Raw genomic sequence first — 20,588 nt, forward strand, 5'->3', positions numbered from 1 at the left:
TATGGGAGTGTGGTTGATGAAAATAAAAAATATTTAAATATTTAAGTATTTTACTTTTCTAAAAGTAATAAAAGGACTATAATAATAGTGAAAACGCTTGCAACAGAAAATAGTTTGTATATATTTGTTAGCGTTTTCTATTGCATTCCAAATTTAAGGGTGTATACTAGGCAATGAAGGTTTACTAAACAAGTGAAATTACAGGGGGTTTACTTACTATGGTAGCCGAAAAGGGAACTCAAACAAAAACACAACAACAAAGGGAACAACATTTTGAACTATTGAATTCAACACAAATTGTTATTAGTGAAGCGTTAGAAAAATTGGGTTATCCAAACGAAGTATATGAATTATTAAAAGAACCAATTCGTATGATGACAGTGAAAATACCAGTTCGTATGGATGACGGGACTGTTAAAATATTTACAGGATATCGTGCGCAACATAATGATGCTGTTGGTCCAACGAAAGGTGGAATTCGCTTCCATCCGAATGTAACAGAAAATGAAGTGAAAGCACTTTCAATCTGGATGAGTTTAAAATGTGGTATTGTTGATTTACCATATGGTGGAGGTAAGGGTGGAATTATCTGTGATCCACGTGAAATGTCATTCCGTGAGTTAGAAAGATTAAGCCGCGGTTATGTACGAGCAATTAGCCAAATCGTAGGTCCGACGAAAGATATTCCAGCTCCAGATGTATTCACAAACTCTCAAATTATGGCGTGGATGATGGATGAGTATAGCCGTATTGATGAATTTAATTCACCAGGATTTATTACAGGTAAACCGCTTGTATTAGGTGGATCACATGGACGTGAAACAGCAACAGCGAAAGGTGTAACAATTTGTATTCGCGAAGCTGCTAAAAAACGTGGCATTGATATTAAGGGTGCACGCGTTGTTGTTCAAGGATTCGGTAATGCTGGTAGCTTCTTAGCTAAATTTATGCATGATGCAGGTGCGAAAGTTATTGCAATCTCAGATGCTTACGGCGCGTTACATGATCCAAACGGATTAGATATTGATTATTTATTAGACCGTCGTGATAGCTTCGGTACAGTAACAAAGCTATTTAACAATACAATTTCAAACAAAGAATTGTTAGAACTTGATTGCGATATTTTAGTACCAGCTGCAATTGAGAACCAAATTACAGAAGAAAATGCTAATGATATTAAAGCAAAAATCGTTGTTGAAGCTGCAAATGGTCCAACAACATTAGAAGCGACTAAAATTTTAACAGATCGCGGAATTTTGCTTGTTCCAGACGTGTTAGCAAGTGCTGGTGGTGTAACAGTATCTTACTTTGAGTGGGTACAAAACAACCAAGGTTACTACTGGACTGAAGAAGAAGTAGAACAACGTTTAGAAAAAGTAATGGTAAGATCATTTGATTCTATTTATGAAACAGCACAAGTTCGTAAAGTGAACATGCGCTTAGCGGCGTACATGGTTGGTGTTCGTAAAATGGCTGAAGCAAGCCGCTTCAGAGGTTGGGTATAAAATATTATATCTTGAGAAAACGTGATTTCCTTTCGAGGGAATCACGTTTTTTTGTTGAAGTATTAAATGAGGTGTTGTATATGGAGAATGAAATGCTGGAACGAGTAGAACAATTAGAAGAGAAGGTTAAGAGGTTAGAGGGAGAACTTGCAAGAACGATGAAAGCTCGAAAAATAAGTACCGTTCGGATGTTCGGGGAAGGGCTACTGTTTTTGGTATTTGGCGTGGTTGTAGTAGGGCCGATTATTGCCGTTGTAATCTCGATTTTTACTTGGCTTGCTGAAAAATAAAATAAAAATAAAAAGAACGCTTGTTCTATACGAACAAACGTGCTATACTCTCCTTAGATAAACAAAACGGAAATGATTTTAAGGAGAGATAAATGATGAAAATGACAGTAGACCAAAGATTTATGATGCCAGCAGATGTTGTAGAGCGAGTGGAAGTATTACGAAACAAACAAAGCAAGCGTGGCACATTATTACAATCGGTAAATAAATTTTTCGGTTTAGATACGAAAGAAGATTGTGTTTGGTTTTACGGTTTTTATGGAGTGGCTGTAAGTATCTTGTTGTTTATGGTGTTCACTTCAAATATTTTCGATTTTCTCTTCGCGTAAGAAATATGCGATAAGGACATTGCTACCGAATACATATATAAGGAAGTAAGGTAATCTTCTAGAGCGGGAGTTGGTAGCAATGGCGATGTTTCCTATAGAGCGCAACTATATTGGATATGGAAGTTCACGACCGGGGATTCCTCTGACTAAAGTGAGATTTATTGTAAGCCATGATACGGGGAATCCTGGAAGCAATGCGATAGGGAATCGAGATTACTTTAATGAATTACAACCGAAAGCTTCGGCGCATACATTTATAGATGATAAAACAATATTGGAGATTATTCCTATAAATGAAGTTGCGTATCATGTTCGATATGGTGTGCCGACGGATAATGACTTATATGGCTATGACGCGAATAAGGCGGCCATTGGAGTGGAACTTTGTTATGGTGGTGATGTTAACTTTTGGGAAGCATATAATCGTTTTACATGGTATCATGCGTATTTATGCCAAAACTTTGGCTTAAATCCGAAAAAAGATATCGTGTCACATAAAACGCTTGATCCAGCTAGAAAGATTGATCCTGAGAATGTATTAGGGAAACAAGGTATTAAATTTCAGCAGTTTTTAGCAGATGTCTATCGGATGTACGTTTCGTTTAGATGACAAATATATGAAAAATGAATACAATAAAGATAGGTGCCTACTGCTGTAAGTAGGTTTTTTCTTGTTTTTATAAATAGTGTATTGGTAGAAGACTAGGAGTGGACGAGTATGCAGAAAGAAACAGTTATTATAATCGGAGGCGGTCCGTGCGGATTAGCGGCTGCAATTTCGTTGCAAAAGGTAGGGATAAATCCGTTAGTAATTGAAAAAGGAAACATTGTAAATGCCATTTATAATTATCCAACTCATCAAACATTTTTCTCTTCTAGTGAAAAATTAGAAATTGGTGATGTAGCTTTTATTACAGAAAATCGTAAGCCAGTTCGAAATCAAGCGCTTGCGTATTATCGTGAAGTAGTAAGACGTAAATCTGTACGTGTAAATGCTTTTGAGCGAGTGGAGAAAGTTCAAAAAGATGGAGAAGTTTTTCAGGTTGAGACGACAAAGCGTGACGGAAGTAAGGAAATATATATAGCGAAATATATTGTTGTAGCAACTGGATATTATGATAATCCAAATTATATGAATGTTCCAGGTGAGGAATTGAAGAAAGTAGCTCACTATTTTAAAGAGGGGCATCCTTATTTTGATCGAGATGTAGTAGTTATAGGTGGGAAAAACTCGAGTGTAGATGCCGCGTTAGAACTTGTTAAATCTGGTGCACGTGTAACGGTACTGTATCGTGGAAGTGAGTATTCACCAAGCATAAAGCCTTGGATTTTGCCGGAATTTGAGGCGTTAGTACGAAATGGTACAATTCAAATGCATTTTGGGGCTCATGTGAAAGAAATTACTGAGCATACATTAACGTTTACAGTTGATGGTGAAGCTCTTACAATCAAAAACGATTTTGTATTTGCGATGACTGGTTATCATCCTGATCATAGCTTCTTGACGAAGATGGGTGTTCAGATTGATGAAGAAACAGGACGTCCAATTTATACAGAGGATAGAATGGAAACGAATGCTGAAAATATTTTCATTGCAGGTGTCATTGCTGCTGGAAATAATGCAAATGAAATATTTATCGAGAACGGAAGATTTCATGGAGATGCGATTGCGCAAACCATTGCATCAAGAGAAAAATAAAAAGGAGCTGTCGGGAAAACCTCGACAGCTCCTTTTTATTCGTGCATAAACATATTTTGAATGGATTCATGAGAATTTGTATTCTCTAATGCAACAAGTAATTTAATGCGTGCTTTTTGTGCATTTAAGCCGTATGTGAATACAATGCCCATATCTTTTAAGTGTTTACCGCCACCTTCATACGAATATACGTCTTGAACGATACCGTTGAAACAGCGAGAAACTAATACGACAGGAATACCTCTATTTAATAATCTTTCTAGACTAGGTAGTGTTCTTGGAGGGAGATTACCTTGTCCAAGAGCTTCGATAACAATGCCGTCTACAGGAAGATTTTCGATTGCTGCTAATAATGTATCATCCATGCCAGCATATGCTTTTAGAACAACTACATTTTTAGACACTTTGTTTATCGTATATGTTTCGTGATGTACTAAAGCGTGATGGAAGACAACGCCGCGTTTTGTTACCATTCCAATTGGTCCGTATTGTGGGCTTTGGAATGTTGCAACATTACTTGTATGTGTTTTCGTTACATTTGTAGCGCAATGAATTTCATCGTTTAATACGACTAAAACACCTTTTTCTGCAGCTTCATCACAACTAGCAACTTTTACAGCTGATAAGAAGTTATATAGACCATCAGCACCTAACTCATTGCTAGAGCGCATTGCACCTGTCACTACGATCGGAATAGTTGCTTGTACTGTTAAATCTAAGAAATAAGCTGTTTCTTCTAATGTATCCGTGCCATGCGTAATGACTACGCCATGAATGTGGTCTTGTTTTACTCTTTCATCAATGATGACTTGTAATTGTAACATTTCGCTCGGTGTCATATGAGGAGATGGTAGGTGGAACACATCTTCAACGATTAAATCAACATCGCCTTCTAAATCAGGAATGAATTTTAAAAGAGGATTTTTTTCACCTGGTTGTACGACCCCAGTTTCTTTATCTTCCTCCATTGCAATTGTTCCACCTGTGTGTAAAACTAGGATTCTTTTCAATGCTTATACCCCTTTCAAGTAAAAAAATACATTTAGAACATAACATGTTTTGAGTAAATTCGACAATGGAAATGTATAAAAGTATGCCTCGAAAATGACAATAAAATTAACTGCTATATGTACGATGTATAAAATCATGAAACAAAATGTGCAAATATAGTATAGGAGGGAAGAATTCCGGTGAAAAAGATGGAGAGAATTTTTATTCGTATATTAATAATACAATTCATTTGTCTTTCTGTTGTGCAATTGTTATTTATACATAAGTCATCAGTGAAATATTTATCTAAAATTGTTTATTATGAGGGTGTCATGGTAAAAAACAAAGTGGAAATCTTGCAGGTGAATAGGTAGTTTTCATTTTCTTCTATGAAGGATTATGCTACAATAATTGAGGATTTAATGACGTGAAGCAAATGAGAAGAAGCAGGGTGAACACCTGCTTTTCGTTTTGTTTTATAAGTGAAAAAATGAGGTGTTACAATGGATAAACGAATTTCAATTGCTATAGATGGTCCAGCAGCTGCTGGGAAAAGTACAGTGGCAAAAGTTGTTGCGAAGGAACTTTCTTACGTTTATATTGATACAGGCGCAATGTACCGTACGCTTACATATGCAGCCCTTGAACAAAAAGTAGACATTGAAAATGAAGAGCAGTTAATGGAAGTTGTAAAGAATGTAAATATTGAGTTTCAGCAAGGAGAAAATACACAGCTTGTATTTTTAAATGGACAAGATGTTTCTGAAGTAATTCGTACACCTGATGTGACGAATCGAGTATCTATTGTAGCGAAACATCGCCTTGTTCGTGAAGAAATGGTACGTCGTCAGCAAGAGTTAGCGAAAAAAGGCGGCGTTGTAATGGACGGCCGTGATATTGGTACACATGTATTACCGGATGCTGAAGTGAAAATCTTTATGCTTGCTTCTGTTGAAGAAAGAGCGGAAAGAAGACATTTAGAAAATTTAAATAAAGGTTTCGAATCTAATTTAGAGCAGCTAAAAGAAGAAATTGCTCAGCGTGATAAATTAGATTCAGAACGCGAAGTTTCTCCACTAAAAAAGGCTGATGATGCATTGGAATTAGATACGACTTCTTTATCAATTGAAGAAGTTGTCCAAAAAATTATGAGCATTGTTTCTGGAGTGTTTGCGAAATAAAGAAAGGGGATAGTCCTCTTTCTTTTTTTGTTTAAATAGAAATGTAAAGGATACGTGAATTGTGAGTCTCTTTCCTTGACAAATGAGCTGATTTGTAAGAAGTTAGTTAAAGAGGAATAAAACTGTCAGAATATATTCGCTATTATATTTCAAAACATACTTTTTTCAAGCTGGTTTTGCTGTATACTATTTATATAGGTTTAATATATTTTCTTGTGAATGTTATTGAAAAAGAGTATGTGATGAGAAATTCTTAAACATGCAAATGAAAACTTTGTTTTCATTTCGTATATACATAAAAAATGCTTTGTCAATTCTGTAGGGAGGTATTTCCATGGTAGAGAAAATGAATGAAGAAGTTATGGATTCAAAAGAATTACAAGTTGGTGACGTTGTTACAGGTTCTGTAACGAAGGTTGAAGAGAAACAAGTGCTTGTAAATGTTGGATACAAAACAGATGGCGTAATTCCAATTAGTGAATTAGCTAACGTTCATATTGAAAAAGCAAGCGATGTTGTAGAATTAGATCAAACACTAGAGTTGAAAATTATTAAATTAGAAGAAGATGATCTTGTCTTATCTAAACGTGCTGTTGATGCAGAAAAAGCATGGGTAGAACTACAAGAGAAATTTACTTCTGGTCATGTATTTGATGTTACTGTAAAAGATATTGTGAATGGCGGATTAGTTGTGGACCTTGGTGTTCGCGGTTTTATTCCAGCTTCACTTGTAGAAGTACATTATGTAGAAGACTTTACTGACTATAAAGGTAAAACATTAGCGGTGAAAATTGTTGAATTAGACCGTGAAAAAAATCGTGTAATCCTTTCGCATAAAGCGGTAGTAGAATTAGAACTAGATTCTAAGAAAAAAGAAGCAATTTCTTCATTAAAAGAAGGGGACGTTGTTGAAGGAACAGTACAACGATTAACTGACTTTGGCGCATTCGTTAACGTTGGTGGAGTGGACGGTTTAGTTCACATTTCACAAATTTCACACGAACGTGTAGAGCAACCTTCTGAAGTGTTAGAGCAAGGTCAAAAGGTTAAGGTAAAGGTGTTATCTGTTGATGCTGATACACAACGTATTTCTTTATCAATTAAAGCAGCTCAACCAGGACCTTGGGAAAACGTTGCTGGCGAAATAAAAGCTGGAGATATTCGTGAGGGAGTAGTAAAACGCCTTGTTACATTTGGTGCATTCGTTGAGATTTTACCGGGCGTTGAAGGGCTTGTACACGTATCTCAAATTGCAAATCGTCACGTGAAAAATCCGAATGAAGTATTGGAAATGGGACAAGAAGTAAAAGTGAAAGTACTTGAAGTTCACGTAGCAGAGAAACGTATTTCTTTAAGTATAAAAGAAGCGCTTGAGGAAAATAATGTAACTGAAGATTATAGTCAGTATGAGCCAAATGCTGATTCTGCTACTTTCCAATTAAGTGATATTATTGGTGAACAACTGAAAAAATTAAAGAAATAATGAGGGGTACAAGTGGTAAGGGCAAAACGTAAATTAGATCATATTGAATACGCTCTTTCTACTGGTCAGTCTCGTACGCATGGCTTTCATGATATTGATTTTGTGCATCAAAGCTTGCCAAATTCAAATTATGACACAATAACATGTGAAACAAAAATCGGCGAACTTTCACTAAGTTCGCCGATTTTTATCAATGCGATGACTGGTGGTGGAGGAGAGAAAACGTTACATATTAATGAGCAATTAGCATATGTAGCGAAACATCATAACCTTGCTATGGCTGTAGGTTCGCAAATGGCGGCGTTAAAAGATGAAAGTGAAGCTGCTTCTTATAAGGTGATTAGAAAGGTAAACCCAAATGGTATTTTCTTTGCTAATTTAGGTAGTGAGGCAACTATCGAGCAGGCAGAGCGCGCCGTTGATATGATTGAAGCGAATGCATTACAAATTCATTTAAATGTCATACAAGAGTTAACGATGCCAGAAGGAGACCGTGATTTTACTGGAGTACTTCAGCGCATTGAGAAAATTGTTTTAAATAGTAAAGTTCCTATCATTGTAAAAGAAGTTGGATTTGGGATGAGTAAGGAAACAATGCAACAGTTAGTGAACGTAGGTGTAACAGCAATTGATATTGGTGGGCAAGGTGGTACGAATTTTGCTGCTGTTGAAAACGAAAGAAGACAGCGAATGCTTTCTTATTTTAATAACTGGGGCATACAAACAGCAACCTCGATTATTGAAGCAACCTCTACAAATAATAACCTCTCTTTTATTGCATCTGGGGGTATACAAACAGCGCTTGACGTAGCGAAAGCAATCGCATTAGGGGCGAATACAACTGCGTTTGCTGGTTATTTTTTACGTATTTTAATGCAAGATGGTATCGAGAAGTTAGTAGATGAAATTGAGCTTCTACATACAGATTTGAAATTTATAATGACAGCTCTTGGTGCGAAGACGATAGAAGAGTTGCAATCTGTACCTCTTGTTGTAAAGGGTGAAACATATCATTGGTTAATGCAGCGTGGTATTGATACTGCGCATTATAGTAGGAGATAAAAAATCAACCATTCGGTTGATTTTTTTTTGTTCTATTCTTTTTCGTAATATAAAGTGGAGAATGGAATTAGCATTATATAAAAATATCATTTCGTAAAAATTGTAATTGAAAAAGGGTTGAAAAATGTAGATGGTGTGTTGTCGAATTACTGGAGAGAACTTAATTTTTAATGGGAATAGGTGAAGGTAAAAAGAAGTAATGGGAGGATATAGTGCGCGAAATATTATTTCAATATAAATAGAAATCATTAAACTGATTATGTAAAAGACGGTTTCGTACAATATAGAAACCGTCTTTTTGTATTAATTAGTGCTGGTTTTGTTTTCGAGCCTGTTCTGGTGTATCAAGTCCAGTTGCACCTGGATATTGTAGTGATTGATCACGATTGGATTCAACGCGGCGTGATTCTCGTAGTTTTCGTTCTTGGCGATCTTTACCCATAATGAATAACACCTCCTTGTTAAAAGTGTTGCTGTTATAAGAAAAAACTATGCGTAAATAAAGTGGATTAACTTTCATAAAAAGTTCCCATAATGGAAAACATAGGAGGTGAAGTTGATGGATGGAAGTACTTTTTATTTTGTAGCTTGGATAGGGTGGATTATTGTAACCTTTTTTATGAAAAAGGACCCTATCCGGTGGAAGTTAGGCGCTTGTATACTGATTTTTATAATTTGCTCTCCGTTACATGTAACGATTGCCTCATTCGTGGTATCAGTAAATGCTCTTTTACTTTGTATTATTTCTTTTATAGGGATCACGCTATATTCCGTCTGGAAAAAATTGTATAGCTTACTTTCGGCACTTATTATTGCAATGTTATATACAAGTTTTCATCTGTTAGAAATATATGATCCGATTTGGATTGTGGTGGATAGAGTGTTTCTGCTAAGTAGTGCTCTTGTGTATGCATCGGTATTATTGCATGGGGATCGCATATTACGATTATGTTCTCTATATGTAGGGATGTTACAAGGAGAGCTGCTAGTGACATTTATTTTTAGGAAATTGAATTTTCCATATGATTACGGTAGTTTAGCATTTTTTGATATCGTCGCCATTTCTACATTATTCATGGCAATATTGTTTTGGATTGCAAAAGCATCAGTATACATGGAACGGTTTAAGAGAAAAACACGTAAAAGAAAGGCGAGGGTAATACATGACTGAATATACACCAGCCATTTTATGCGGCGTAATAGCGGGGACAGTTACAAGGGTGCTAATGCTTCGGACGGATACGCGGCAATATCCGACGAGGCTACATGGGAAAATTATTCATATTGCAATGGGGTTAATTGCAGCTGCTTTAGGAGCGATTGCAATCCCGTCTATTTTGAAAAAAGATTTTTCTGCCATTACATTTCTTACATTAGCAGCGACACAATTTCGTGATGTACGTAATATGGAAAGAAATACGCTTCAACAATTAGATGGGTATGAGCTCGTACCGCGTGGAAATACATACATTGAAGGAATTGCATTGGTTTTTGAAAGTCGCAACTATTTGGCAATGTTAACGTCGTTTGCAACGACGTTTGCGTATATAGGATTCCGTTCATGGATTGCAGGAGTAATTATGGCTATAATCGCATTTTTTATCGCGAAAAAATTAATGTCTGGTAAAAGGCTACATGATCTTGTTGAAATTGAGCACGTTCCGCTTCGTTTTGAAGGAGCAGGGCTTTATATTGATAATATTTACATTATGAATATTGGATTGCCAGCAAGACAAGAAGAAATTATGAAATATGGTATGGGTTTTATTTTAAAGCCGAAATCAATTGATGCGATGGTTACAATCTCAAATTTAGGGCAACGACAAGCTATTTTACACGATGTTTCAGTAGCGTTAGGGATTTATAGAGATTCTGGTACACCAGCGCTTGTACCGTTAGCAAAGCGTGATTTAGAGGATGGCAGGGTTGGGATTTTTGTCCTGCCGCAAGATCAAGATGCAGAGAAAGCGATAGGTGTCATAGGAAATGTACCAACGTTAGAAAGTGCTGTCCATATGTCATCGGAAGCCCCAAAAGGAAGGGGAGATAAGAGATGATGTTAGAAAGTGTTATTCTGGCAGTTATAACAACGACTCCAGAAAAATTTGCAGGTGGTGCTCCTTTATTCGTTTGCGAATCGACGGAGGAACTAGAATTTGTTGCAAATAATTTAGAAGCAATTTTAGATGGTATTGCACATCGCTTACAAGAGAATGTATATATTATTGTGAAACATTAGCAACGTGTGTTATAATGTGAGGTGTTTTGATACGTTGAGAAATATTCTGGAATGCAAATCCCTTCTTGCACAAAGAAGGGTTTTTTACATAATAAACAGAAGCAAGTTGAAAGGATGAAAGTATATGCCGAAACCAGTAATAGCGATAGTAGGTCGCCCGAACGTAGGGAAATCTACTATTTTCAATAGAATTGTTGGAGAAAGAGTTTCAATCGTAGAAGATATTCCAGGTGTAACGCGCGATCGTATTTATAGCGCTGGAGAATGGTTAAATCATGAATTTAACATTATTGATACGGGCGGAATTGATATTGGAGACGAGCCATTTTTGACACAAATTCGTCAACAAGCTGAAGTAGCAATTGATGAAGCGGATGTTATCATTTTTATGACAAACGGTCGTGACGGTGTAACAGCAGCTGATGAAGAAGTTGCAAAAATTTTATATCGTTCAAATAAACCGGTTGTACTTGCAGTAAATAAAGTGGACAATCCGGAAATGCGCAGTGACATTTATGACTTTTATGCATTAGGATTTGGCGAACCATTCCCAATTTCAGGTACACACGGATTAGGGTTAGGTGACTTACTAGACGAAGCTGCACAACATTTTCCAAAGATTGAAGAAGACGGATATGATGAAGACACAATTCGTTTCTCTTTAATTGGACGTCCAAACGTAGGGAAATCATCACTTGTAAATGCTCTTCTTGGTCAAGAGCGTGTAATTGTTAGTAATGTAGCAGGAACAACTCGTGATGCTGTTGATACACCATATAGTAAAGATGGAAAAGATTATGTAATTATTGATACAGCTGGTATGCGTAAAAAAGGAAAAGTGTATGAAAGTACAGAAAAATATAGTGTACTTCGTGCGCTAAGAGCGATTGAACGTTCTGACGTTGTTTTAGTCGTTTTAGATGGTGAAGAAGGAATTATTGAGCAAGATAAAAAAATCGCTGGATATGCTCATGATTCAGGGCGAGCTGTTGTTATCGTTGTAAATAAATGGGATGCAGTGAAAAAAGACGAAAAAACAATGAAAGCATTTGAAGAAAATATCCGTGCTCATTTCCAATTCTTAGAATACGCACCAATTGTTTTCTTATCTGCAAAAACGAGAAAACGTACACAAACATTAATACCGGTTATCGATGAGGTAAATGAAAGTCATAGTATCCGTATTCAAACGAACGTATTAAACGATGTAATTATGGATGCGGTAGCGATGAATCCGACGCCAACTCATAATGGTAGCCGTCTGAAAATTTTCTATGCAACACAAGTTGCGGTAAAACCACCGACATTTGTTGTGTTTGTAAACGATCCAGAATTATTGCACTTCTCATATGAGCGTTTCTTAAAGAATCGCTTACGTGAATCATTTGGCTTCGTAGGAACGCCGATTCACATTATCGCTAGAGCAAGAGACTAATGGAGAGGATGTGATTTTATGACAAAAATCACAGTAGTAGGAGCAGGTAGCTGGGGAACAGCGTTAGCGATGGTATTAGCTGACAATGGACATGATGTACGTATTTGGGGAAATCGCCCAGAACTTATGGATGAAATTAATACGAAACATGAGAATAGTCGATATCTCCCAGGCATTACATTGCCAAGCACAATCGTAGCCTACTCTTCTTTAGAAGAAGCATTAGTAGATGTAAATACAGTACTGCTAGTAGTACCAACGAAAGCGTACAGAGATGTATTACAAGAGATGAAAGAAATTGTTACTGAACCAATTACTTGGATTCATGCGAGCAAAGGAATTGAACCTGGTACGTCAAAACGTATTTCGGAAGTGATTGAGGAAGAAATTCCAGAGCACTTAATTAAAGATGTTGTTGTACTGTCTGGACCGAGTCATGCTGAAGAAGTCGGTTTACGACAAGCGACAACAGTTACGTCTGCAGCAAAGCGTATGGAAGCGGCTGAGGAAGTACAAGATTTATTTATGAATAGTTATTTCCGTGTATACACAAATCCAGATATCGTTGGAGTTGAACTTGGTGGTGCGTTAAAAAATATTATTGCATTAGCTGCTGGTATAACTGATGGTCTTGGATTAGGTGATAATGCAAAGGCGGCATTGATGACACGTGGTTTAACAGAGATTGCTCGTTTAGGAAGAAAAATGGGCGGGAATCCGTTAACGTTTGCTGGTCTAACTGGTATGGGAGACTTAATTGTAACTTGTACAAGTGTTCATAGCCGAAATTGGCGCGCTGGAAATATGCTTGGAAAAGGACACTCTTTAGAAGAAGTGTTAGAAAGCATGGGTATGGTTGTGGAAGGTGTAAGAACAACGAAAGCTGCTCATGAATTGGCAGAGAAAATGGAAGTTGAAATGCCGATTACAGCTGCTTTATATGACGTGCTGTTCAATGGGAATAACGTAAAAGATGCAGTAGGCTCATTGATGGGACGTGTTCGAAAACATGAAGTGGAAGCTATACCTGATTTACTGTAAAGAAAAGCGACAGAAGTACATTTGTACTTCTGTCGCTTTTTTATTTTTTGGGTCTTTTCACCATTTTTTCATTTTTGCATAGGATGAAGAGTAACTTGAGGAGAGGGTGAAAAGAATGGATAATAATATTTTTAATAATATTGAGAAGGAAGCGAAAGTAAATAAAGAGGATATTTTTAAATTAGCATCATCCGTGCAAAATGCGAATTTACGTGATGAAACTGTACTTCGTCAATTAATTCATCAAGTGGCTCTTATGGCGGGACGTGAAGTGCCGAAAGAGCAAGAGGATCAAATTGTAAAAGCGATTATTAATAATAATATGCCAACAGATTTTGGCTCGTTAAGCAAAATGTTTAAAAAATAAATTATGAGAAACAAAGAGTTTGGAGATTGCATATGATAGCCATGAAAGAATGGGAATAGAGCTGTTTTTGGGCATATTTGGTCAACCGAAGCGAGAGATACAATCGCTTCGGTTTTATTTTTGCCTAGATTGGTGAGAAATGCTGGAAAACCTATTGATTAAAGTTATATACTTGCGATTTGTAGTAAAATGTTCTTTTTGTATTTGTTTAAAGATTTTAATTTGTTAAAATAGTATAAAAATAGATTAATAAAAAGGGGTGTGTATATGTCGGAAGGGCTTATGAAAATGTGGTTGGCTTTAGGGGCAATTGGATTTATGTTTTTTGCAGTAAGTTTTATTTTATTAAGTAGACATAGAATAAAGAATAAATTTTTGAAAGGGATTACAGCGTTAGTAGCGTACACCCTTATGATTGTGTCAGGAATTGTTATTTTTCTTGTTGTATTTAGTGGACCTGTACAGCAGTAAATGGAATGGTCTCGAAAATACTACATACGGAGCAAATTAGATTAGTATGAAAAGGTGATGCTAGTGAAAAAATTCCATATTATTTTAATATTTTGTTGTATGAGCCTTTTAACGGGGTGTCTGTATCCGAAAGAAAATATGAAGCAAAATGCGGTTCCTTATGAAGATCAGCTACAGGTTGTTCAAAAGGCTGTTGTGACATTTAAGGAGCAAAATGATGGGATATTGCCAATTAAGACGAGGGATATGAGTACACCTATTTATCAAAAGTATCCAATCGATTTTCAACAGATTGCCCCGCGTTACATACAAGAAGCGCCAGGGAATGCGTATGAAAGTGGAGGAGTATATCAATACGTATTAATAGACGTTGAAACAAATCCGACAGTAAAGTTAATTGATGTTAGGATGGCTGAACAAATTCAGGAACTATCTTTAAAGCTTAGGATGTATCGTGATGAACATCAATATCCACCTTTTAAAAAAGTAATTTCAGATGGTGTATATGAATTGGATTTCAAAAAACTAGGATATAAAGATGTGCCACAAGTGACAAGTCCATATTCTGGTAAAGGACTTCCTTTTGTAATTAATGAAAAAGGAGAAGTTTTTGTTGATTATAGAATCGACTTATATGACGCTTTGAAAAAAAATGAAGGGCAGTTTACAGAGGGAGAAGATATTCGAAATATACTTTCGAAAGGTTCCCCGTTTGTACCAGCTTATTCTTTACCGTACACAGTAAAGGACGGAGAACCAATTTTTTTAAAATGATAAGTCATGAACCTTTCTTTTAGTGAATAAGTTCTAGAAGAAAGGTTTTTTATGTTATACAACTTACGATGCAAACAAAAGATATTTTTTAATAGTCATATGAAATTGGACAAAATTATATGATATATTGTCCGAACTTCTAGAATACCATTATATTATATCAGATATTATAGGCAACGTTAGAGAAGGTATTAGTTGACTATAAACGCGGAATTATTCCCAAAAATTTTGAGGGAGGGAATCACTTGGAAAAGGTAGATATTTTTAAAGATATTGCAGAACGAACAGGCGGTGATATTTATTTTGGAGTTGTAGGAGCTGTTCGAACAGGGAAATCAACATTCATTAAAAAATTTATGGAACTTGTAGTTATTCCAAATATTGAGAATGAGTCTGACCGTCAAAGAGCGCAGGATGAATTGCCTCAAAGTGCTGCTGGTCGTACAATTATGACGACGGAACCGAAGTTTGTTCCAAACCAAGCGGTTTCTATCGAAGTAGATGAAGGACTTGAAGTGAATATTCGATTAGTAGATTGTGTTGGATATACGGTTCCTGGAGCGAAGGGCTATGAAGATGAGAATGGCCCGCGTATGATTAATACCCCTTGGTATGAAGAACCTATTCCATTCCATGAAGCTGCAGAAATTGGCACGCGTAAAGTAATTCAAGAACATTCAACAATTGGTGTTGTAATTACAACAGATGGAACAATTGGTGAAATTCCAAGAAGAGATTATATAGAGGCAGAAGAACGCGTTGTAAATGAGTTGAAAGAAGTAGGAAAACCTTTCATTATGATAATTAATACGGTACAGCCGTATCATCCAGATACAGAGCAATTACGCCAAAGTTTATCAGAAGAATATGATATCCCGGTTATTGCAATGAGTGTGGAGAGTTTAAGAGAAACAGATGTATATAATGTACTTCGTGAAGCGCTATTTGAATTCCCTGTATTAGAAGTGAATGTGAACCTTCCGAGTTGGGTAATGGTGCTAAATGAAGGGCATTGGTTGCGTCAAAGTTATCAAGAAGCAGTTCAAGAAACTGTGAAGGATATAAAACGTCTTCGTGATGTGGATCGCGTTGTTTGGCAGTTTAGTCAATATGAATTTATTGATCGAGCGAGCCTAGCTGGCATTGATATGGGGCAAGGTGTGGCGGAGATTGATTTATATGCGCCAGATGAATTATATGATCAGATTTTAAAAGAAGTAGTAGGAGTAGAAATTCGAGGGAAAGATCATTTGTTAAAGCTTATGCTCGATTTATCTCATGCGAAAATAGAGTACGATCAAGTGGCGGATGCACTGCGTATGGTTAAGCAAACAGGATATGGTGTAGCAGCACCTGCATTAGCGGATATGAGCTTAGATGAGCCAGAAATTATTCGTCACGGTTCAAGGTTTGGTGTGAAGTTAAAAGCGGTAGCGCCATCTATTCATATGATTAAAGTAGATGTAGAGTCAACGTTTGAGCCGATTATTGGTACTGAAAAGCAAAGTGAAGAATTAGTTCGTTATTTAATGCAAGATTTTGAAGATGACCCGTTATCAATTTGGAATTCTGATATATTTGGACGTTCACTTAGCTCGATTGTTCGAGAAGGAATTCAGGCGAAATTATCTTTAATGCCAGAAAATGCTAGATATAAATTAAAAGAAACGCTAGAAAGAATTATTAATGAAGGATCTGGCGGATTAATTGCGATTATACTATAAGAAAAAATCCCTCTCATTGTAGAGGGATTTTTTGTTTTTTTTGATTATAAAATAGAAAAATAAACAGTCATTATCTAATACATTGTTGTAAATTGTCAAGTTTCATCAGATTTTCACATTTTAAGAGTAACAATTTCCTTAAAAATATTGAATTATAAAGGAGAATCGTATAATATAGGCGTTGATAATGATTTATCTACATCTTTGTAGTATAGAATTTGCAAAAATTGCCTACAAATGAAAGTAAGACTCATTTTATGATCATTATACAGTCTTATCTTTGGGAGGAGGTGAATGGCATGAACAAGACAGATTTAATCAATGCTGTTGCAGAAGCAAGTTCCCTTTCTAAAAAGGACGCAACAAAAGCAGTAGACGCTGTTTTTGATTCTATCTTAGAAGCTTTAAAACAAGGTGATAAAGTACAACTGATCGGATTCGGTAACTTCGAAGTTCGTGAGCGTGCGGCTCGTAAAGGTCGTAACCCACAAACAGGTGAGGAGATTGAAATCGCTGCAAGTAAAGTACCTGCATTCAAACCTGGTAAAGCGTTAAAAGATGCGGTTAAATAATCCTTACATATTAACAGGGAAGAAGAGTTTCCTTTTTGGGAACTCTTCTTTTTGCTTTTAAAAACATAAATATGCTAGAATGTGTTCGTATCACTTTTAGGTTTTCGGGAGGGCTAGCGGATGGCAAAAGTTAATTTAGAACAAATTGAACATGCAGTACGCCTTATTTTAGAGGCGATTGGGGATGACCCAAATCGTGAGGGAGTACTTGATACACCAAAGCGTGTTGCAAAAATGTACGCAGAAGTGTTCTCAGGTATGCATGAAGATCCGAAAGAGCATTTGCATAAAGTATTCGGAGAAGATCACGAAGAGCTTGTACTAGTAAAAGATATACCATTTTATTCGATGTGTGAGCATCATTTAGTACCATTCTATGGAGTTGCTCACGTTGCATATATTCCGCAAGGTGGAAAGGTAACAGGGTTAAGTAAATTAGCTCGTACCGTAGATACAATTGCACGTCGCCCACAACTGCAAGAACGTATTACATCAACAGTAGCGAACTCTATTATGGAAGTACTAGAGCCTCATGGTGTAATGGTAGTAGTAGAAGCAGAACATATGTGTATGACGATGCGTGGTGTGAAAAAACCAGGTGCGAAAACAGTAACGACAGCAGTGCGTGGTGTGCTTGAAAATGATGCTGCAGCGCGCAGTGAAATTTTATCGTTTATTAAAACGAAGTAAAGAAAAGCGGGAAACTGCTTTTCTTTTTTTTTTTAGTAAATAAATGATATAGTTTTAACTAGACAGAGTGAGATTAGAAAGATTGCTTACATGAATGGTAGGTGTAGCCAAGTTTTGGTTATAGAAAATAGAGTGTATGTGTTATAATAAGTTTTATGAATTAGAAAACAAGGGTGATTTTTTGTGTGTGACATCTACGGAGGGTATGCGGGTATAAAAGAAAAATTGATGGAGAAATTACGCCATCCTTATTTTATAAACTATATTGAAGAACCATTTATTGATGAAGAAAAGATAGCATTGTTATATGGTGCTTTAAAGAGTGCAAACTTACATATAGAACAAATTGAGCATTACGTAGTAACAATTATGCTTGTACAAATTGCGCTTGATACGCATGAAAGGGTATCAAATAAAGCAGGCGAGGAAGAGATTGAATTCCATAAATGTCGTCAATTAACAGTACTTGCAGGCGATTACTATAGTGGACTATATTATTATTTATTGTCTATGAATCGTGATATTGTTTTAATTCGTGCACTTGCTGAAGGAATTAAAGAGATAAATGAACACAAAATTATGTTATACCAAAAAGCGCATGAAACGACGGATGACATAATGAAAAGCATAGTAACGATTGAGTCTGCGCTCCTTCAAAAAACATGTGATCATTTTCAGTTATCACATTGGAAGCCATTTATCACATACGTATTAGGTGGAAATCGCCTTCAAAAAGAAATTCAATTGTATGCTGATAAGCAACATTCACCTGTTTTTCAAGCTATGCAAGATGCTTTAGGGGATAAAGCAGAAGTAGTGATTAATGGTTGGATGAAGGAATTGAGAAAGAAAGAAAAACAATTTTTAGAAAATCACACAGACATAAATGAAATAAATTCTGTGTTAAGGAATAAATAGAAGACATAAGCAATTTTACATTGGAAGAAGGTACGAGCATGCAACAATCAAAAGAAGAAAGAGTACATGACGTATTTGAAAAGATTTCTGATAAATACGATGTGATGAATTCTGTAATTAGTTTTCAAAGACATAAAGCGTGGCGGAAAGAAACGATGCGAATTATGGATGTACAACCAGGCAGTCAAGCGCTTGATGTATGCTGTGGAACCGCAGATTGGACAATTGCGCTAGCTGGAGCCGTAGGTGAGCAAGGAAAGGTTGTTGGCTTAGACTTCAGTGAAAATATGTTATCTGTCGGTAAGCAAAAGGTAGAGGCGTTACAATTAAAACAAGTAGAACTTCTACATGGGAATGCAATGGAACTTCCGTTTGAAGATAATACGTTTGATTATGTGACGATTGGGTTTGGTTTACGTAACGTACCGGATTATATGCACGTATTAAAAGAAATGACGCGTGTAGTAAAACCAGGTGGAAAAGTAATCTGTTTAGAAACATCTCAACCAACAATGATTGGTTTTCGACAAGGGTATATTTTATACTTTAAATATATCATGCCGTTATTTGGAAAGATGTTTGCGAAAAGTTATAAAGAATATTCATGGCTTCAAGAATCTGCTAGTACGTTCCCAGGGATGAAAGAATTGGCTCAAATGTTTGAGCAAGCTGGACTTGAACGTGTGCAAGTGAAACCATTTACTTTTGGGGTAGCAGCAATGCATTTAGGAATTAAACCAGAATCAAAATAGAAAAAAGAAGTTTTAGGTTAAGGTGAACAATATGAAGTTACAACTTATGTACTCTTTTTTACGATCGGATATTAATGTGATAGAAAAAGAATTAAAAAAGACAGTCGCTTCTGAACAGCCATTAGTAGAAGAGGCAGCATTACAGCTTATTGAAGCTGGTGGGAAACGAATTCGTCCTGTATTTGTGTTGCTTGCAGGGAAATTTGGAGATTATAAGTTAGATGCGATTAAGCATGTTGCTGTTGCGTTAGAACTTATTCATATGGCTTCTCTTGTTCACGATGATGTTATTGATGCTGCATTTTTACGACGCGGCAGTGCGACTGTGAATGCGAAATGGGGAGATCGTATTGCGATGTATACAGGGGACTATCTGTTCGCTAAGTCTCTTGAATGTATAACCAATATCGAAATTCCAGAGGCACATCAAGCGTTATCACATACTATTTTAGAAGTCTGTAAAGGTGAAATTGAACAAATTAAAGATAAATACAATTATGACCAAAATTTAAGAACGTATTTAAGAAGAATAAAGCGAAAAACAGCATTATTAATTGCCGCGAGTTGTCAATTGGGAGCGATTGCTGCTGGTGCTAATCGTGATACGGTAAATCGTCTATTTTGGTATGGGTATTTTGTAGGAATGTCTTATCAAATTATTGATGACATTTTAGACTTCGTTTCTACAGAAGAGAAACTTGGAAAACCTGCTGGTGGAGATTTACTACAAGGGAATATTACACTTCCTGCTTTATATGCGATGGAAGATCCCGTACTTCGTCAGAAAATCACATCTGTACATGAAAATTCAACAGCAAGTGAAATGCAAGAAATTATTGATGCTGTAAAAAATAGTACAGCAATTGATCAAGCATTTGCGTTTAGTGAACGTTATTTACATAAAGCTTTAGAAATAATAAAACCACTCCCACGTGGAAAAGCAAAGTACGCATTACAAAATGTTGCAAAGTATATTGGAAAACGAAAATTTTAAGGTTTATTCTAAAAAATAAAATAATCTCTCTATTTCAAAACTATTGCACAATTGTGATAAGGGTGATAATAT

The 20,588-nt window shown here is 36.2% G+C and carries 25 protein-coding genes; 23 read left to right on the forward strand and 2 right to left on the reverse strand.

All coding sequences use genetic code 11. From position 1 onward, the window contains the following. Positions 1-218: 218 nt before the first annotated feature. The 5 genes from gudB to ACS2QP_RS08460 all read left to right on the forward strand — a co-directional run bounded on the left by gudB (position 219) and on the right by ACS2QP_RS08460 (position 3,823). Complete coding sequence (gene gudB, locus ACS2QP_RS08440; protein WP_000225173.1) at positions 219-1,505, forward strand: NAD-specific glutamate dehydrogenase; 1,287 nt, start codon at positions 219-221, stop codon at positions 1,503-1,505. An 80-nt stretch (positions 1,506-1,585) separates the two neighbouring features. Beyond that, complete coding sequence (locus ACS2QP_RS08445) at positions 1,586-1,795, forward strand: hypothetical protein (protein WP_000426763.1); 210 nt, start codon at positions 1,586-1,588, stop codon at positions 1,793-1,795. A 92-nt stretch (positions 1,796-1,887) separates the two neighbouring features. Next, the gene (locus ACS2QP_RS08450) at positions 1,888-2,124 is read left to right on the forward strand and encodes a DUF3961 domain-containing protein (RefSeq protein ID WP_001983018.1); all 237 of its coding nucleotides are present in this window, start codon (positions 1,888-1,890) and stop codon (positions 2,122-2,124) included. Between the two features lie 79 nt (positions 2,125-2,203). Next, a complete protein-coding gene (locus ACS2QP_RS08455; RefSeq protein ID WP_001240655.1) occupies positions 2,204-2,734 on the forward strand; it encodes a peptidoglycan recognition protein family protein in 531 nt (176 codons plus the stop codon). 108 nt (positions 2,735-2,842) lie between these two features. Then, a complete protein-coding gene (locus ACS2QP_RS08460; RefSeq protein WP_001168524.1) occupies positions 2,843-3,823 on the forward strand; it encodes a YpdA family putative bacillithiol disulfide reductase in 981 nt (326 codons plus the stop codon). Between the two features lie 35 nt (positions 3,824-3,858). Here ACS2QP_RS08460 and ansA read toward each other — a convergent pair whose 3' ends face one another. After that, positions 3,859-4,833 (reverse strand): asparaginase, encoded by a 975-nt coding sequence (gene ansA, locus ACS2QP_RS08465; protein WP_438882332.1) that lies wholly within the window; start codon positions 4,831-4,833, stop codon positions 3,859-3,861. 180 nt (positions 4,834-5,013) lie between these two features. Between ansA and ACS2QP_RS08470 the strand changes: the two genes are divergently transcribed. From ACS2QP_RS08470 to ACS2QP_RS08485, 4 genes are all read left to right on the forward strand, one after another. Next, positions 5,014-5,187: a YpfB family protein gene (locus ACS2QP_RS08470; RefSeq protein ID WP_000738057.1), complete on the forward strand. Its 174-nt coding sequence runs from the start codon at positions 5,014-5,016 to the stop codon at positions 5,185-5,187. A gap of 129 nt (positions 5,188-5,316) precedes the next feature. After that, entirely contained in the window at positions 5,317-5,994 is a 678-nt protein-coding gene (cmk, locus tag ACS2QP_RS08475; RefSeq protein ID WP_061456975.1) for a (d)CMP kinase, read from the forward strand. A gap of 334 nt (positions 5,995-6,328) precedes the next feature. Next, positions 6,329-7,477 (forward strand): 30S ribosomal protein S1, encoded by a 1,149-nt coding sequence (gene rpsA / locus ACS2QP_RS08480; RefSeq protein WP_000229559.1) that lies wholly within the window; start codon positions 6,329-6,331, stop codon positions 7,475-7,477. Between the two features lie 12 nt (positions 7,478-7,489). After that, positions 7,490-8,539, forward strand: coding sequence for a type 2 isopentenyl-diphosphate Delta-isomerase (locus ACS2QP_RS08485; protein ID WP_000251036.1), 1,050 nt, complete (start codon positions 7,490-7,492; stop codon positions 8,537-8,539). 307 nt (positions 8,540-8,846) lie between these two features. On the opposite strand, the gene ACS2QP_RS08490 is transcribed toward ACS2QP_RS08485, so the two are convergent. Beyond that, positions 8,847-8,981 carry a YpzI family protein gene (locus ACS2QP_RS08490; RefSeq protein ID WP_438882333.1) on the reverse strand — a complete coding sequence of 45 codons (135 nt, stop codon included), beginning with the start codon at positions 8,979-8,981 and terminating at the stop codon, positions 8,847-8,849. Positions 8,982-9,098: 117 nt separating this feature from the next. Between ACS2QP_RS08490 and ACS2QP_RS08495 the strand changes: the two genes are divergently transcribed. The 14 genes from ACS2QP_RS08495 to hepT all read left to right on the forward strand — a co-directional run bounded on the left by ACS2QP_RS08495 (position 9,099) and on the right by hepT (position 20,516). Continuing rightward, a complete protein-coding gene (locus tag ACS2QP_RS08495) occupies positions 9,099-9,710 on the forward strand; it encodes a YphA family membrane protein (protein ID WP_000349103.1) in 612 nt (203 codons plus the stop codon). Further along, the gene (locus ACS2QP_RS08500; protein WP_000141596.1) at positions 9,703-10,596 is read left to right on the forward strand and encodes a YIEGIA family protein; all 894 of its coding nucleotides are present in this window, start codon (positions 9,703-9,705) and stop codon (positions 10,594-10,596) included. The genes ACS2QP_RS08495 and ACS2QP_RS08500 overlap by 8 nt, the downstream gene beginning before the upstream one ends. Next, the gene (locus ACS2QP_RS08505; protein WP_000979059.1) at positions 10,593-10,778 is read left to right on the forward strand and encodes a capping complex subunit for YIEGIA; all 186 of its coding nucleotides are present in this window, start codon (positions 10,593-10,595) and stop codon (positions 10,776-10,778) included. The genes ACS2QP_RS08500 and ACS2QP_RS08505 overlap by 4 nt, the downstream gene beginning before the upstream one ends. Before the next feature lie 124 nt (positions 10,779-10,902). Further along, entirely contained in the window at positions 10,903-12,213 is a 1,311-nt protein-coding gene (gene der / locus ACS2QP_RS08510) for a ribosome biogenesis GTPase Der (RefSeq protein WP_001125893.1), read from the forward strand. Between the two features lie 18 nt (positions 12,214-12,231). Then, on the forward strand, positions 12,232-13,254 hold the full coding sequence (locus tag ACS2QP_RS08515; RefSeq protein ID WP_000161763.1) for an NAD(P)H-dependent glycerol-3-phosphate dehydrogenase: 1,023 nt from the start codon (positions 12,232-12,234) through the stop codon (positions 13,252-13,254). Positions 13,255-13,369: 115 nt separating this feature from the next. Beyond that, positions 13,370-13,621 (forward strand): stage VI sporulation protein F, encoded by a 252-nt coding sequence (locus tag ACS2QP_RS08520; RefSeq protein ID WP_000369754.1) that lies wholly within the window; start codon positions 13,370-13,372, stop codon positions 13,619-13,621. Positions 13,622-13,888: 267 nt separating this feature from the next. Then, positions 13,889-14,092: a DUF2768 domain-containing protein gene (locus ACS2QP_RS08525; RefSeq protein WP_001289008.1), complete on the forward strand. Its 204-nt coding sequence runs from the start codon at positions 13,889-13,891 to the stop codon at positions 14,090-14,092. A gap of 63 nt (positions 14,093-14,155) precedes the next feature. Continuing rightward, a complete protein-coding gene (locus ACS2QP_RS08530; protein WP_000713407.1) occupies positions 14,156-14,866 on the forward strand; it encodes a hypothetical protein in 711 nt (236 codons plus the stop codon). A 245-nt stretch (positions 14,867-15,111) separates the two neighbouring features. Further along, entirely contained in the window at positions 15,112-16,590 is a 1,479-nt protein-coding gene (gene spoIVA, locus ACS2QP_RS08535) for a stage IV sporulation protein A (RefSeq protein ID WP_000416519.1), read from the forward strand. A 299-nt stretch (positions 16,591-16,889) separates the two neighbouring features. Next, positions 16,890-17,162 carry an HU family DNA-binding protein gene (locus tag ACS2QP_RS08540; RefSeq protein ID WP_001043860.1) on the forward strand — a complete coding sequence of 91 codons (273 nt, stop codon included), beginning with the start codon at positions 16,890-16,892 and terminating at the stop codon, positions 17,160-17,162. Positions 17,163-17,282: 120 nt separating this feature from the next. Beyond that, a complete protein-coding gene (gene folE, locus ACS2QP_RS08545; RefSeq protein WP_001151482.1) occupies positions 17,283-17,852 on the forward strand; it encodes a GTP cyclohydrolase I FolE in 570 nt (189 codons plus the stop codon). Between the two features lie 183 nt (positions 17,853-18,035). After that, positions 18,036-18,770 carry a heptaprenyl diphosphate synthase component 1 gene (locus ACS2QP_RS08550; RefSeq protein ID WP_000332847.1) on the forward strand — a complete coding sequence of 245 codons (735 nt, stop codon included), beginning with the start codon at positions 18,036-18,038 and terminating at the stop codon, positions 18,768-18,770. Positions 18,771-18,808: 38 nt separating this feature from the next. Continuing rightward, the gene (menG, locus tag ACS2QP_RS08555) at positions 18,809-19,522 is read left to right on the forward strand and encodes a 2-heptaprenyl-1,4-naphthoquinone methyltransferase (RefSeq protein WP_001187674.1); all 714 of its coding nucleotides are present in this window, start codon (positions 18,809-18,811) and stop codon (positions 19,520-19,522) included. 31 nt (positions 19,523-19,553) lie between these two features. After that, positions 19,554-20,516 carry a heptaprenyl diphosphate synthase component II gene (hepT, locus tag ACS2QP_RS08560; RefSeq protein WP_000776077.1) on the forward strand — a complete coding sequence of 321 codons (963 nt, stop codon included), beginning with the start codon at positions 19,554-19,556 and terminating at the stop codon, positions 20,514-20,516. Positions 20,517-20,588: the final 72 nt, after the last annotated feature.

Source organism: Bacillus cereus group sp. Bce019 (genome assembly GCF_051781745.1).
Classification (GTDB): Bacteria; Bacillota; Bacilli; order Bacillales; family Bacillaceae_G; genus Bacillus_A; species Bacillus_A cereus.